The sequence below is a fragment of the Treponema putidum genome (genome assembly GCF_000755145.1).
GTDB lineage: Bacteria > Spirochaetota > Spirochaetia > Treponematales > Treponemataceae > Treponema_B > Treponema_B putidum.
Genome location: NZ_CP009228.1, coordinates 2,703,312 through 2,718,274 on the forward strand (window position 1 = coordinate 2,703,312; position 14,963 = coordinate 2,718,274).

A 14,963-nucleotide genomic window follows, 5' to 3' on the forward strand; every position below is an offset into this window, starting at 1 on the left:
TATGGAAAAGATACAAATGAAAACAAAAAAAGATAAGAGAAATTTTTCGATTGTAGGAAAATTTATTGCTGCAATGATAATTATAGTTATCGTTTTGGTTCTATTTATTTGTACCATTATAGGAATACAAATTTATAAAATGAATGTTGCAAAATTTGACCATGTTATTCAGCAAGAATTTTCAATAATAAACCGGACAATTGATCTTTTTATGCAATCCAACAAAAAGATAGTAAGCGTGCTTGCAGAACATCCGGCATCTAAAAATGCCGATGATACTTTATTCGATTACACAGATAAAACAGGAGATGTTTTTCTTAAAGATATAGATATTAGTAAAGCAGAAAATGATCTTCAATTGCTTTTTAATCAAACCATAAAAATTTATCCCGAATTTATAGTAGCCTATTTAGGAACAAAATGGGGTACTCATACATCTTCTATGGAATCAATACCCGGAGGCTATGATCCGCGAACAAGACCTTGGTATAAGCAAGCAATGGGGAACCTCGGCAAACCTATAGTAACCGAAGCCTACATCTCCACTGATTATACTCCGGTTATAACCTTTGCCAAAACAGTACAGGCTGAAAATGGAGAACAGATAGGCTGTTTTGGAGTAGATATAAATCTTACCGAACTTACAAATTTTATGAGTACTATCCGAATAGGGGATACAGGATATGCAATGCTGGTTCAAGATGACGGAATTATACTTGCAGACCCTGCACATAAGGATTTAAATTTTAAAAATTTAAAAGATGCGGACATATCGGCTTTCTCACAGTTAGAAAATATCAAAGAAGAACCCCAAATTATAAATATGGACGGGAAAAAATGGAGGACTCAAGTATTTAAAATACAGGGACTTCCGTGGAAAATTATTATTTTTATAGACTATGAAGAAATTTTTGAAATGTTTAATAATCTGATAAGAAAAATAATAAAAATAGGACTTATAATTTTAATACTGGCAACGATTTTTGTCTATTTTGTTTCATGCCGAATAGTAAAACCGATACGTAAAGCCGTTGCAGCATTAAAAAATATCGCATACGGGGAAGGAGATTTAACTGTAACTCTTCCGGTTGCAGGTAATGATGAAATTACGGATTTATCCAAATATTTTAACCAAACAATCAAAAAAATTAATCTATCTGTAAAAACCGCCGGAAAAAGCAGCGAAGAAATGCAAAAAACAGGTAATACACTTGCAGCAAATATGACTGAAACAGCAAGTGCAATTTATGAAATAAACACCAATATTGAACATGTAAAAAAACAAATTATGACACAATCCAAAAGCGTTGTTGAAATAGATTCTTCATTACAGGCTATGATGAAAACAATTGAAAAGCTGGATGAACATATTGATACACAAACAAAAACTGTTGACGATTCCAATTCTTCTATAAAAGAAATGGTTTCCAATATTCAGTCGGTTACATCGATTATACAAACCAATTTTAATACCCTTGAAGAATTAAAAAATGCTACGGGAAACGGAAAAGATATTATTGCTGAAACGGTAGAGCTGAGCAAAGCTGTAGACGAAAGCTCGGATATATTGATGGAAACAAGCGGAATCATTCAAAATATAGCTGCTCAAACAAACTTGTTATCTATGAATGCAGGAATTGAAGCCGCCCACGCAGGAGAAGCGGGAAAAGGTTTTGCCGTAGTTGCAGGTGAAATACGAAAATTAGCTGAAGAATCAAGTAATCACGGAAAAACATAAGCAGCACCTTAAAAGACTTAAAAGAAAAATAGAAAGGGTAAATGATTCTGCTGCGACAATTGCAAATCATTTTGACAATATTTCGAATATGGTAGAAAAAACAAAAACAATGGAACAGACTATTATGGACGCAATGGAAGATCAAAATGAAGGCAATAAAAAAATCTTGCAAACAATAGATATAATCAACAATGTAGCCCATGAAGTACAAAACATATCCCATGAAATGCTTATGGGCAGCAATCTCGTTTCAGAAGAAATGGGTAAATTGGCAAATATGACAGACAATATTGCAAGCAGCATGAACGAAATGGCTTCAGGAGCATTGCAAATAAATACGGCTATTCAAGATGTAAACAATATCAGCCAAAAGAACAAGCAATGTATAGAAGACCTATCAAATGAGATACGAAAATTTAAGGTAGAATAAAACCATTAAAACAAATTTCCTTTTCTGCCGATAATGAACTGATATGAACTCGATAAAAATACCGCGGAAAATTGAAATCGGCGGAAAGGGAAAGGTAAAAAAACTCACTCTCGGAGGCACTTCACCGATTTTGCTTCAGACTATGTGGAAAGAAAGCCTATTGGGGGCTGATCTCCTTTCTATTGTAAAAAGCCTAAATGAATTGGGACAATTAGGCTGTGACATTGTGCGCTTTGCCGTTCCCGACATGAATTCTGCAGAGGAATTTATAAAACTCACCCGATTAACGGAGATGCCCCTCGTAGCCGATATCCATTTTGATTATAAACTTGCCTTACGGTGTATGGACGGGGACACGGCAAAAATACGGATAAATCCCGGAAATATCGGTTCAAAAGAAAAAACGGAAGAAGTTATACGTAAAGCAAAGGATACCGGAACTGCTATCAGGATAGGGGTCAATTCGGGCTCTCTGCCTTCCGACTTAAAAAAACAAATAGAAGAGACTAAAGCAAAACAAAACCGCAGCACGGAGAAAAAAGCATTTGATGATGAAATTTCGCTTTTAAGGGCAAGGGCATTAACCGAAGCTGCGGCAAGAGAACTGGAAATTTTTGAAAAAGCCGATTTTAAAGATGCCGTCGTTTCTATGAAGGCTTCCAATGTGCGGGAAACGGTCATGGCAAACGAAATCTTTGCAAAAAAATTCGATAACCCGCTTCATTTAGGAGTTACGGAAGCAGGCCCCCTTATTCAAGGTATTGTAAAAAGTACGATAGCCTTTTACCGATTGCTGGAACAAAACATAGGAAGCACCATAAGAGTAAGCCTCTCCGATTCTTGCGAAAATGAAATTATAGCCGGAAGAGAAATCTTAACCGAATGCGGTAAAAGGCAAGGAGGAATAAGGCTCATATCCTGTCCTCGCTGCGGAAGAAAGGGCTTTGATGTTCAAGCCTTTGTAAAACGATGGCAGACAAAACTCTTATCCGAAAAGAAGGATATAAGTATTGCCGTTATGGGCTGTGTAGTCAACGGCCCCGGAGAAGGTAAACATGCAGACCTTGGAATTACCGGAGCCGAAGATTCCGTTATAATATTTAAACACGGAGCAATTACCAGACGCTTGGATTTAAAAAAATTAACCGAAGAAGAAAAAATTAAGGCAGTGGATAAAGCCTTTATAGAGGAGCTTCAAAGTCTATGAAAAAGCAATTAAAAATTATTTTTATCGTACTATACGTTTTTTATTTTTACTCAAACCTTTTTTGTTTGGAAACTATTGATGAAAAAGAACTGCCTTGGCATCTGTTAGAACAGGCAAAAATTCAAATGGAAAAAGGAGAATTCGGTCAGGCTCTCCGCTTAACAAATAAGGCAAGGGATATTCATAAAGAGCAAATGGAAGCAAAATATTCTTATATGTTCAATGCCTTAAAACCGAAAAGGGTAAAACTCGAGGGTGATAATATTTCGGATGTCTATGCAATTTTAAATAAAAGGGAAGACTATGATGCATGTAAAATTTTGGATGAAATCTTTTTAACTCATCCACCCGTATTTTTTGATAAATCTATTTCAAAATTAATGTCATGGCTTGAAAAACGCAAAGCCTTTCCTGAAACGGATTACTTGGCAGGACGAATTTATTTTGCAGAAGGAGACTATGAACAAGCCATGCACTATTATAAGGAGGCATGGAATTCCCACAATTTTTTGGAAATCCCCGATGAAAGGTTCAATATAATTTATGCACTTGCCGACACATCAAAACTTTTGCGTAAATACGATGAACAGGAAAAATACCTCTTGCTTGTTTTAACCGAAGACCCCATATACGGAACTACGAATTTGGAAAGCGATGCCCTTCAAGCTATGATTAAAACAATAAGCTCGGAAAAAACAACTGAAAAATTCTTTTTGCTATACCGAAACCGTAATCCGATAGCCTTAAAAGCCTACATGGATTTAACCGACATATATTTAGAAGCAGGCAAAAACAGAAGAGCTCTTGCAACGGCTGTCCTTGCCTCTATAATTGTCATAACAAACCTTGACGATGCTATCTCAAAAGACAATTACACTTATGAATACACCGAATTTTCAGACTTGCTCAATAGACTTAATAGAAAACCGGAAGTTGTATTATGGGCCGAAAAACAAAACTTTTGGCGGGCTTTTATGAATCTTGCTGATTGCCTTTCCAATAACGGTAATACCGAACAGGCTTCTTATCTCTATTCAAAATTAGCGGAATCAATTCCTTCAATTAAGTATGCACAAGAGGCCGTATATAAAAAAGGGCAAATGGTAAAAAATAAATAGAATGAAATCACTATTCTTCCGAAGGCACCGAAGCAAATTCAGCTATGCCCCGAACTCTCTATCGGCAAAGCTAAAAAAAATTCAAAACAGGTTTTAAAAGAAAAAAGGATTATCAAGATAAGCGCTTAAAATCATAAAGCTGTCCATATAACCGGCTCTGACTTTTTTTGTGTAAATACGCACATGAATAATCTCTTCATTGTCCTCGTCCCATTTTTTTCCGTTAAGTTCAATATAATCGTTTATACCGAAGGAGTTTTCTGCGGCATAACTTCCCGGTATTACTTCTGCAATACGGTAGGCATTTTTTTTACCCAGTGATTCAAGCTTAAAACCAAAGACAGGAAGCATCGATCTTTCGATGCTGTCTCTTTTAAAAACGGAATTTCCCGGATATAAGGGGCGTTCGGCACATAAAACAGGCCAAGTTTTTTCTTCATAAACACCTGCTTCATTTTTTTGATAACCTTTGATACGCACAATCGTTTCAGGAGAGATTGATAGTAAATGGGCCTGTATTTCTTCAACCGAATTTACCGGAATATCATTAACTTCTTTTATTATGGTACCTTCATTTATCCCTGAAATAGAAAAAGGCCCGTCAGGAAGAACATAATTTACAAGAACACCGTTCAGAACTCCGTTCGGTGCATTAGATTCACCTTTTTGGGTTTGACCGTGGCAGCCAAACCAAGAATGCTTAACTTCTCCGCCCCTATATAGATCGGGAAGAATAGTCTTTAAATGCTCCACAGGTATGGCAAAATTAAGCCCCTCATTTCTTTCAAGACCGGCAAATACCACGGCCTGCACAAGCCCTTTATCATCCACTATAGGACCGCCCGAGTTCCCATGATTGACGGCTGCATCTATTTGCATTATATCCACCATCGAAAAAAGCCTGCGGTATTTTGCCGATACGATACCTGAGGTAAGAGTTTTTTCCAAACCTGCCGGAGAACCTATCGCATAAATACGGCTTCCTACACCTAACTCCTTTGAAGATCCCAGACTAAAAATAACGCTTGGCGAGTACTCAGTCTTTACCAACGCCAAATCAAACAAGGGATCCCAGCCGACTACCTTTGCAGGAATTTTTATATTGGGATTATCCGGCGACTTTATATAAAGTCTTGAATATCCGTTATATTTTTTATCAACTTCGCTTTGAATAACATGATAATTTGTGATAAAATAACCGCGGGAATCTATAAAAAAACCTGAACCTATAACGATGTCGGAAGATGCGAAACCTTTTTGTATACGGGTGCCTCTATCAACCCAAACGGTAAGAGTCCCTTTTATCATATCATCTATATTTTTTGGAAAAGAAGCGGAATCACCTGCAAGCTGTTTTCCGTTATTTTGTAAGTTTAAAAGAGGAAAATCGGAATGTTTTTTCCATATAATACTTTTTTCATTAAATATACGTTCCTCAGTCCAACCTTCCGGCCTTTTTCCAATTGCCGTAAGCGATCTAAAGTATTTTAAAGCTTCATTCCAGTTTTTTTCATTTACACTCTTAAAAAAAGCAGATTCAGCTTGTTCTAAAGATTTTGATATGATACCATCAACCTCTTCAAAACCATTTGTATTAAGATAAAGAATCTGAGAACGAATTAATGCATCGGCAATTTTCCCTGATTTTAAGAGATTCTCGGTGTGCTGTACTTGGTATAAAACACTGGATCTGTCCGAATAATCAATATAAGCGGCTTTATAAGAATTTTCTTTAATCGAAGTACACGACAAAAACAATAAAATAAAAATAAAAAAATATAGTTTATTCATTAACGATTTCTGCAAAAACAAATCCTCCCGATCGAACAGCATAAACTTCAATATTATTGATACTAAACATATATGAAACAACCACTAGACCTGTTTGGTTAAAGATTTCTATAATTTTTTCATTTATCTTTTCAATATTTGTAGGGCTTTTATTAAGCCAAAATAAATTACCCTTATCAGATGGTATAAGATCCAGTCTTTTTTCTCCATCAAATAAGTTTACGGGAATACCGTTTTTAAAATTTACACTCACCCGTTTATTAAGTTTCGGATGGACCCATTCCGTTTGAGAATCTCCGTTTTCATATTGAATATATTTAATTTCAAAATTTCCGTCTTCATCGTTATCCCAAATTTTTATAATGGAAGCGTCTTTTTCATAAAGTTCGGAATACTCATAAAGTTTATTCTTATTTAAATCTATATCAATCCTTTTTAATAAACCTACGGAATCATATTCAACCCTTGTTTCAAAATACCCGTCTCCGTCTTTATCTATGTTTTCAAAAACAGGCAAACCGTTTCTATAATTAGTTTGTGAATATAAGTTACCGGATACGGTTACCTCTGCTTTTATAGGGATACCCTTATCAAAAAAAACTTTTTTTACGCCCCCGTCTATGTAAGGAGTATTTTCTTCAGAAAATGCAGAAGAATAAATTAAGGTTCCTTGATGTAAACTTTCAGCATTTTTATCGATCTTTAAAGAGAAAAAAGCATTTTGCTTTTGATTGATGCCGTATAGTTTTAAATTTAATTCTTTTAATTCGATTGGTGCCCAAGTTAAATCGAGAGGCCTCATTACATATATTACGGAGTTTTTTGTAAATGTTTTAACGGCAGGATAAGCATCATAAACGGCGGTATATTCGTTTTTTTTGCCATGTATTGCCGAAGGGATTCCGAAGTTACATTCTACCGTATATTCCGGATAACCTGTTTGGAAGGTATCGAATTCGGCGCACCAAGGTCTTCCGTTTTTATAATAAATTTTAGAGTCTATAATTAAATCGGCATTTTCATCATTTACTATCAAGCCATCATAAACCGATAAAAAATTTTTAATCTCATTTCGTAATATTGAATTTGAAACCAAGCGTAAAAGTTCAACCAAATGGGATTCATACATAGCATGCGTAAGAGTATATTCTTTTAAAATGGGATTAAAGTAATAAACCTTAGAGGATAAAAATTCACTCACAGCAGTTTGTTCATCAATTATACCGTACCGTAAACAAAGTAATGTAGAATAAGATCGATAGTACAAGTCTTCAAGATAATTGGATTCACTGAAAGGCAAATACATACCTCGATATAATTTTAATCTCCTGATATTTTCCTCCGACTTTGTTTCAAAGGGACTGGCAAGTAAAAGTAATGAAGGATTTTCTTCTTGCCATACATATAGTCTGGAAAGAATATGTTCGGATAATTTTTTACCTAAAAAGTCGATTTTTTTTCCTCTTTCTCTTAAAAAAAACAATTTTGCAAAACGGGCATCAAATGACCATCGATCAGAAGCCTCTAAGATTAAGCGCTTTGCTTCAGTATCCCGTCCAAGACCGTAAAGAGCATCGGCTTTTACATAATCACTGTCGGCAGATTCAAATGGTAACAACCGTATAAGGTCTAAAGCTTCTTTATATTTTAACATCCTGCAATTAATCTGAGCAGCCAATAATCTGCCGGCATTTATATCATATAAACGCCAAACCATTCCGTCCGTACAGGAAGCATCGGCTTTTTCCAGTATATCCTCATTAGGATGATTTAATTTTAAACCGCACATTGCCTGAATATATAAAAAATCGGCAGTCTTTGGATCATAAACTTCACCGAGCTGTGCCTCAAACAAGGCTTCGTTCCATTTTTCTTCAGTAAAAAGCCTTGCCGAATTCTGCAAGTAAGAAAGAGCGGCAGATAAATTTACCCCCTCACTTTGATTTGCATAAAGACCTATACAAATTAAAATAAAAAAAGCACATAGCTTATGCTTGAGCTTAAAATACTTGAACCTACAGGAATATTTCATCTCTTTACTTCCCATAAAAAATTTTTGCAGGAAACATCAGTTTCCGAAAAAAGTTTTTTCAAGTAGTTTTGCTTTATGCAAAACTACATAATATAATGCGACGTTTGCCTGAAAGGCAAACTCGTCAGATAAACAGAGAGGCACCATTTGTGCCGAACCGTTTATCACACATCCCCTATAACATACCAATTTTTTTTACCGATAGCGGCACCGTATATTCCTTTAACTACCCCGCCCTCTTCGATTATCGGCAAAATATTTCTATTTTCATAGCTTATATCCCACTCATTTATAATTTTTTTTATCGATTTTTTTGAGCCTGATGAGGTTTCAATTTCATCTCCAAAAAGACGCGATCGCATACAAAAAGGAGGCTTAAAGGGCCCGATTCCGCAGGTATCATCGTTTTCATGCACGATAAAAAAGCCGTCTTCACCTTGTAAAGCCTTAAAATTCCCTGCAGGTGTATCAAAACTGCAAGGTTTATCAATCCAAATAGAATAAAAGAGCTCACTTTTCTTTTCCTCATATACGGTTTTAAAAAGCAATAGGTTATCTCCTTCTTTTTTTATACAAAACCCGCCCGAAAAAATTATCTTTTTTGCAGCGGAAATTTTCATCAAATCGTCAAAAACCGAATATGGAATTCTTCTTTTTCCCTTCAAAAGAATTATGCCCTCTTGAAGAAATTTAAGCTTTAAGACTTTTTCAAGACTTATAAAAAAAAGAAATTTACATAGGCAGTAATTCTCCTTTTTATCCAATACCCATTTTTCTTTCTTTGTTTTATAGGCTTCAAATACAAAATCATTTTGAAATTTTATCTTTTCTAAAGTTTTATCTAAACCGTTTTGCCAACCGTCAAAACAAAGATTTAAGGCAGGAACAAGGTTATGCCGGATATTATTCCTAAGATAGGATGTTTTAAAATTAGTGGAATCTTCTCTCCACGGGATATTTTTTTCCTTAAGATAGTCTTCGATTTCTAACCGAGTAATATTAAGCAATGGCCGTATAAATCTTCCCCGCTTGGGTAAAATTCCCATAAGAGCTTCAGGCTCAGAACCTTGAAAAAGTCTCATTAAAACGGTTTCATAATAATCATTTTTATTGTGAGCCGTCAAAATATAATCAGCCTCTAAGGTTTCTGCAGCTTTTTCAAATTCTTTATAACGTAAAAAACGGGCAGCATCTTCAATTCCCGTCTTTTTGATGCCGGCTTCTTCAAATACCTTATTTTTAGGAATTTCGGCTAAAATACAGGGGCATTTATTTTTGCAAAAGTCTAAAACAAAGGAAGCATCTCCTGAGCTTTCTTGTTCAGGCCGGATATTGTGGTTTACTGTTATTACGAAAATGTCGATGTTTAACCTGATTTTTAGTTCAAAAAAGGCCGACAGCATTGCCATGGAGTCGGCTCCTCCCGATACGGCAAGCAAAAGTTTGACATGTCCTCCGCCTTTTTTATCCGTTAAAGAGTAAAAATTATGCACTACCTTTTTTAAAAAATCTTTTTTCATATTTACGATAAGATTTTACACAATTTACAAAAATGGTCAACAGTTAAGAAAAAATGAGAGGAGTATTATGAAGAGTCAAAAACTGCCAGCCAACAGCTGAGAAGCAGCCGAGCATCAGATCGAGCAACAACTGAGCATCAGCTCTAACGGATGCTCTAGCATCTTGTAAAAAACTTTGTTAGACTTTCTTCGCATTCTTCAGAATAGAGATACCCACTAGTTTTTCGTAAGTCCTTACATATCAATGACTTACGAAAAACATCACAAATTAAATCTAAGGAAAAGCTAAAGTTTTTGAAGTTCCATTACAGCTTATTTAGCCTCTGCAGAATCAGGTTCGGCAGCAGGAGCTTCGGCTTCTTCAACTTCAGTTTCAGCAGGAGTTGTAGTTTCAGCAGCGGCAAATTTAATAGCAGCAACGGTTATATCATCGTTTGTTAAAACTGTAACGGCTTCAGGTAATTTAATATCTCTAACATGGAGAGATTGATTTACATCCAAGGCCGAAACATCAACAATAATTCTAGGAGGCAAGTCTTTAGGCAAACATTCCAATTCAAGCTCGGTAATACCGGTTTCCAAAATTCCGCCATGGCGTACCCCTTCGGGAGAGCCGTCAAGCCTGATCTTTACCTTTGTACGCAATGTTTTTCCACGCTCTACTTCATAAAAATCAATATGCTTAATTTCATCGTTAACAATATCATGCTGAAAATCTTTAATAAAAACTTCGTAATCTTTTCCGGTAACACTCAATGTTACTATGGTACTTTCTGTAACGAGCTTAAAAAGCTTCATAAATTCTCTTTTATCAACATCAAGAGAAACGGACTTACCGTGCCTATCATACATTACAGCTGGAATACGGCCTTCCTTTCTAATTTTTACAGCAGCACTTTTACCGTATGCCGATCTTTCATTTGCATTTAACAGTCTCTGTTCCATAATACCAGAACTCCTCTACTACCAATTATTTAGTTTGCAACAAGTACCGCGATAAAAAGCGGACTCAATACTGGGACGGTAGGATTCGAACCTACGGAATGACGGCACCAAAAGCCGTTGGCTTACCACTTGCCGACGTCCCAAAATATATACAAAAGGCAAAAGCCGAATTGTATCCCAAAAAGAAAAATAAAACTAGCACTACCTAAGAAGATGATTGCTTCGGCTAAACTTAAGCTTTCACAGAATTATCAGGAAGGCTTGAAGTTCTTTCATAAGTCTCTAAAACAGCCTTTGTCATTTTATCCCTAAAGTCGGCTGTGATAGGATGAGCTATATTTCTAAACTCACCGTTACTCAACTTCCGGCTAGGCATTCCAATGTACAAACCGTTATTACCCTCAATCACTCTTACATTATGAAGGACAAAACAATCATCGAACGTAATATTAGCATAAGCTTTTAAACTATTCCCTAGGCTCACTCTCTGAATACGGACTTCTGTAATCTCCATACTGCCCTCCTTGCATAATAATATCGGTAATATTCTACCTACCAATATTTTACTACGCTTTTTATCAGAACGCAAGTATCAAGAAAAAAAAACATTTGCCGTATTCCTCAAAAAGATTGAAATAGGCATTTTTTACTGTTTTTTCATCTTTAAAAAGCCCGAAAACCGAAGAACCGGCACCGCTCATAAGAGCAAAGTCGGCCCCGTATTTTAAAAGGTCTAGTTTTGCCTTTTTTATTGCAGGATATTTATTAAAAAGAACATCCTCAAAACTGTTAAAAAAAGGCCATTCACGGCAATCTTTACCGCAAAAAAGCTCAGGATTAAAAGCAGCATTCAGTCTCTCTGATTCTTTACGGCCTAAAAGGCTGTAGGCTTCGGCTGTTGAGCTTTTTACTTCGGGGTAAATCAAAATCCCGAAATAATCCGAAGAAATAAAGACCCTCTTTATTTCTTCTCCGCGGCCCCTTACAACCGCTGCCCCATCTTCCAAAAAAAACGGAACATCGCTTCCTATTTTTAAGGCGATAGACTTCAGTTCTTCTTCCCGTAAACCGGCAGAAAACATATCATTAAGTCCATGCAGAACAGCAGCAGCATCTGAAGAACCGCCGCCTAGGCCGGCTCCTTCAGGGATTTTTTTTAAAACCCTTACGGAAATGCCTTCAGAAATACCGGTAAAGTTTTTAAACTCTTCATAAGTCCTTGTAATAGTATTTTCCTCAGGCAATTCAGCCAGCGGGGACAAGACTATACATCTTTTATCCGGTATTCTTTGCATCAAAAGCTCATCGTCAAGAGAAACAGGAGCAAAAACACTTACAATGTCATGAAACCCGTCACTTCTCTTTCCTAAAACTTCCAAATGCAGATTAATTTTTGCATGAGCCTTAAGGCTGATCGCACTTTTAATCATGTTCTAAGGATTATACCCAATTATAAAGTTTTGTCAATACAAAATACATACAAAATAGCGGAATTGTCAAAATTTTATGTTAAATACGTTTATCGCCATAGTTTTAATTTTTTGTTCTATTACAGTCATTTCTATTCACCCCTTATAGCACAAAGCCATAATTTATGATATAATTCCTCCCAGTTTTTTAACTGCGGAGGACAGAATGCCCAAAATTGAAGTAAATGAAAGCCTTTTTTTTAAATTGCTAGGAGCAAAGCTAGAAGCAAAGCTCGGAGCAAAGCACAATTACGATTACGATAAACTTGAAGAAATTTTAACATCTGCAAAGGCAGAGCTTGACGAAAAACCGGACACGGCTCTTCCCGAAAAAGAGCGTATAATTAAGATAGAATTAAATGACACCAACCGCCCCGACCTATGGTCTACGGCAGGCCTTGCAAGGCTTTTACGCATTCATGCAGGAGGGACTTCAAATACAAAAAGCTATCAGAGCTTCCTTTCATCAAAAGAAAAAATGCAAGACTCAGCTGACCGTACGGTTAAAGTATCACCGGAACTTAAAGACATCCGTCCCTTTGCGGCAGGCTTTGTAATTTCCGGGAAGCCCATAGACGAGCTCATGCTTGCCGACATAATCCAAACTCAAGAAAAACTTTGCCGCAACTTCGGAAGAAAAAGAAAGACGTTTTCTATGGGTGTTTACCGCTCCAAACTTATAAAATGGCCGGTCGAATACACGGCCGTGGATCCCGACAAAACGGAATTCACTCCGCTCGGTATGGAAAAGCCTCTTTTATGCAGAAAAATACTAAAAGAACACCCCAAAGGGATTGAGTACGCCTCATTACTTGAAGGCAAAAAATTCTTTCCGATTTTGAAAGATGCAAACGGCGAAGTCCTTTCTATGCCGCCGGTTATAAACAGTGCGAAGATAGGAGCAGTTCAAGCAGGCGATACAGATCTTTTTGTAGAATTTACCGGCACCGATATGACAAGCATCTTACTTTCAGCAAATATAGTAGCATGCGACTTTGCCGACTGCGGATATAAGATTCTACCCGTTAAAATAGAACATCCTTATGAAACGGGATACGGAAAAATTCTTACTACCCCGTTTTATTTCCAAGAAAATGCAGAAACTTCAGTAGAAGCCGTCAACAAGCTCTTAGGCTCCTCTTTTAAGGCAGAAGAAATTGCCGAAGCCCTAAAGCTCATGGACTCGGAAACTCAAATTTCAGGCAATAAGATTATGCTAAAACCCTCACCCTACCGCAACGATTTTCTTCATGAGGTGGACATAATCGAAGATGTTATGATGGGGAAGACCGTTAATTTCTTTACGCCCGAAAAGCCTAACGAATTTACAATAGGAAGACTTTTGCCTGCAACTCTATTAAGCCGAAAAATAAAGGGGCTTATGACAGGCATGGGCTATCAGGAAATGATCTTTAACTATCTGGGCTCAAAAAAGGACTATATTGAAAGAATGTGTATTGATGAGGATTCGGTTATCGAGATTTCAAACCCGATGTCCGAAAACTATCAGTTTGTACGCAACTCTATTCTCCCCTCTCTTTTAAATGCCGAGATGGGTTCTGCAAATGCGGCCTACCCCCACAAAATATTTGAGACCGGAAAGATAGCCTTTTTTGATAAAACCGATGCGACGGGCACAAGGACAGCCCAAAGTTTAGGCTTTTTAACGGCGGAACAAAATGCCAACTTTAATACGGCAGCAAGCGAGGCGGCAAACCTCTTATACTACCTCGGAATAGAATACAAGGTTTGCGAAACCGTCGATCCACGCTTTATTCAGGGGAGGCAGGCAGGCCTTCTTTACAATGGGGAACAAATAGGAATATTCGGAGAGGTAAATCCTAAAGTTTTGGAAAATTGGGATATAAACATTCCCTGTTTTGCGGGAGAATTAAATATCGAAAAAATTTTGAAAACTCAAAACTAAAAACTCTTTATGAAAAATAAGCTGATTAAGGCCATTCGGACAATCGCCGATTTTGATCTTAATCTTTTTAATGACCTTAATTTAGGAGTTGAGCTTCAAGATTTTACCGAACCTTGTTTAACCGACTCGGAGATATACTCTCTTTTAAACGAATACGAAAAAAAGCTGCCATCTTTAAAAGGAATAAAATCCATGCACGGCAGCTTTATCGATTTAAATATAGCTTCTTTTAATAGGGACATAGCCGCTTACAGCAGAAAAATGTACAAGAGGGATTTATTTTTTGCAAAGCTCTTAAACCTGGACTTTATAATTTTTCATACACAGATTATGCCTTGGTTTAAAGAAGATTTTAAATTCGATTTGTTCTTAAAAAACAATGCGGAATTTTTTAACGAGGCCGTAGAAAATTCAGGCTTTAACGGCTGTGTGGTTTTAGAAAACGTATGCGAAAAGGACAGCCGCCTTAGTGCAAAACTTATAGAAGCGGTTGCCTTGCCTAAGGTAAAATTAAACCTAGACTTGGGACATGCCATGGTCTCAGGCGAAAAACTCGAAAACTGGTTTTCAAATAATCAAAAGCACATAGCCTACATGCATCTTCATTCCAATGACGGAAAAAGCGATCTCCATAATCCCGTCTCAAAAGAAGACTTTACAAAACTGTCTAAGCTGTTAGAAAAATATCGGCTCAACTGCCCTATCTGCTTGGAATATTGGGATATTGATATAAAAAAAGAAATGGAAAGAATATCCTCTTTTTACAAGTGAGCCTTGCTCATCAGT

The 14,963-nt window shown here is 36.6% G+C and carries 12 protein-coding genes and 1 tRNA gene; 6 read left to right on the top strand and 7 right to left on the bottom strand.

Features of this window, described 5'->3' with window-relative positions:
* Position 1: 1 nt before the first annotated feature.
* From JO40_RS12325 to JO40_RS12335, 4 genes are all read left to right on the top strand, one after another.
* Complete coding sequence (locus tag JO40_RS12325) at positions 2–1,738, top strand: methyl-accepting chemotaxis protein (RefSeq protein WP_049992371.1); 1,737 nt, start codon at positions 2–4, stop codon at positions 1,736–1,738.
* A gap of 88 nt (positions 1,739–1,826) precedes the next feature.
* Positions 1,827–2,168: a methyl-accepting chemotaxis protein gene (locus tag JO40_RS12950; protein ID WP_049992372.1), complete on the top strand. Its 342-nt coding sequence runs from the start codon at positions 1,827–1,829 to the stop codon at positions 2,166–2,168.
* Positions 2,169–2,211: 43 nt separating this feature from the next.
* Positions 2,212–3,375 (top strand): (E)-4-hydroxy-3-methylbut-2-enyl-diphosphate synthase, encoded by a 1,164-nt coding sequence (gene ispG / locus JO40_RS12330; protein WP_044979567.1) that lies wholly within the window; start codon positions 2,212–2,214, stop codon positions 3,373–3,375.
* Positions 3,372–4,493: a tetratricopeptide repeat protein gene (locus JO40_RS12335; protein ID WP_044979568.1), complete on the top strand. Its 1,122-nt coding sequence runs from the start codon at positions 3,372–3,374 to the stop codon at positions 4,491–4,493. Before ispG ends, JO40_RS12335 begins: the two co-directional genes overlap by 4 nt.
* A gap of 93 nt (positions 4,494–4,586) precedes the next feature.
* Here JO40_RS12335 and JO40_RS12340 read toward each other — a convergent pair whose 3' ends face one another.
* From JO40_RS12340 to ispE, 7 genes are all read right to left on the bottom strand, one after another.
* On the bottom strand, positions 4,587–6,200 hold the full coding sequence (locus JO40_RS12340; protein WP_044979866.1) for a S1C family serine protease: 1,614 nt from the start codon (positions 6,198–6,200) through the stop codon (positions 4,587–4,589).
* A 76-nt stretch (positions 6,201–6,276) separates the two neighbouring features.
* A complete protein-coding gene (locus JO40_RS12345; RefSeq protein ID WP_044979569.1) occupies positions 6,277–8,316 on the bottom strand; it encodes a hypothetical protein in 2,040 nt (679 codons plus the stop codon).
* Between the two features lie 164 nt (positions 8,317–8,480).
* Positions 8,481–9,836: a tRNA lysidine(34) synthetase TilS gene (tilS, locus tag JO40_RS12350; protein ID WP_044979570.1), complete on the bottom strand. Its 1,356-nt coding sequence runs from the start codon at positions 9,834–9,836 to the stop codon at positions 8,481–8,483.
* Between the two features lie 312 nt (positions 9,837–10,148).
* Positions 10,149–10,781, bottom strand: a complete 633-nt coding sequence (locus JO40_RS12355; RefSeq protein ID WP_044979571.1) for a 50S ribosomal protein L25 — start codon at positions 10,779–10,781, stop codon at positions 10,149–10,151.
* A 70-nt stretch (positions 10,782–10,851) separates the two neighbouring features.
* A tRNA-Gln gene (locus tag JO40_RS12360) sits at positions 10,852–10,924 on the bottom strand.
* A gap of 89 nt (positions 10,925–11,013) precedes the next feature.
* A complete protein-coding gene (gene spoVG, locus JO40_RS12365; RefSeq protein ID WP_044979572.1) occupies positions 11,014–11,295 on the bottom strand; it encodes a septation regulator SpoVG in 282 nt (93 codons plus the stop codon).
* Positions 11,296–11,359: 64 nt separating this feature from the next.
* Positions 11,360–12,211 carry a 4-(cytidine 5'-diphospho)-2-C-methyl-D-erythritol kinase gene (gene ispE, locus JO40_RS12370; RefSeq protein WP_044979573.1) on the bottom strand — a complete coding sequence of 284 codons (852 nt, stop codon included), beginning with the start codon at positions 12,209–12,211 and terminating at the stop codon, positions 11,360–11,362.
* A 205-nt stretch (positions 12,212–12,416) separates the two neighbouring features.
* On the opposite strand from ispE, the gene pheT reads away from it, so the two are divergent.
* Entirely contained in the window at positions 12,417–14,177 is a 1,761-nt protein-coding gene (gene pheT, locus JO40_RS12375; RefSeq protein WP_044979574.1) for a phenylalanine--tRNA ligase subunit beta, read from the top strand.
* Between the two features lie 9 nt (positions 14,178–14,186).
* On the top strand, positions 14,187–14,948 hold the full coding sequence (locus tag JO40_RS12380) for a sugar phosphate isomerase/epimerase family protein (protein WP_044979575.1): 762 nt from the start codon (positions 14,187–14,189) through the stop codon (positions 14,946–14,948).
* Positions 14,949–14,963 lie beyond the last annotated feature (15 nt).

What these genes read in the sequence shown, in the direction of transcription:
- JO40_RS12325 (WP_049992371.1), top strand. Translation starts at nt 2, where the DNA reads ATGGAAAAGATACAAATGAAAACAAAAAAAGATAAGAGAAATTTTTCG.
- JO40_RS12950 (WP_049992372.1), top strand. Translation starts at nt 1,827, where the DNA reads ATGGTAGAAAAAACAAAAACAATGGAACAGACTATTATGGACGCAATG.
- ispG (WP_044979567.1), top strand. Translation starts at nt 2,212, where the DNA reads ATGAACTCGATAAAAATACCGCGGAAAATTGAAATCGGCGGAAAGGGA.
- JO40_RS12335 (WP_044979568.1), top strand. Translation starts at nt 3,372, where the DNA reads ATGAAAAAGCAATTAAAAATTATTTTTATCGTACTATACGTTTTTTAT.
- JO40_RS12345 (WP_044979569.1), bottom strand. Translation starts at nt 8,316, where the DNA reads ATGAAATATTCCTGTAGGTTCAAGTATTTTAAGCTCAAGCATAAGCTA.
- tilS (WP_044979570.1), bottom strand. Translation starts at nt 9,836, where the DNA reads ATGAAAAAAGATTTTTTAAAAAAGGTAGTGCATAATTTTTACTCTTTA.
- JO40_RS12355 (WP_044979571.1), bottom strand. Translation starts at nt 10,781, where the DNA reads ATGGAACAGAGACTGTTAAATGCAAATGAAAGATCGGCATACGGTAAA.
- spoVG (WP_044979572.1), bottom strand. Translation starts at nt 11,295, where the DNA reads ATGGAGATTACAGAAGTCCGTATTCAGAGAGTGAGCCTAGGGAATAGT.
- ispE (WP_044979573.1), bottom strand. Translation starts at nt 12,211, where the DNA reads ATGATTAAAAGTGCGATCAGCCTTAAGGCTCATGCAAAAATTAATCTG.
- pheT (WP_044979574.1), top strand. Translation starts at nt 12,417, where the DNA reads ATGCCCAAAATTGAAGTAAATGAAAGCCTTTTTTTTAAATTGCTAGGA.
- JO40_RS12380 (WP_044979575.1), top strand. Translation starts at nt 14,187, where the DNA reads ATGAAAAATAAGCTGATTAAGGCCATTCGGACAATCGCCGATTTTGAT.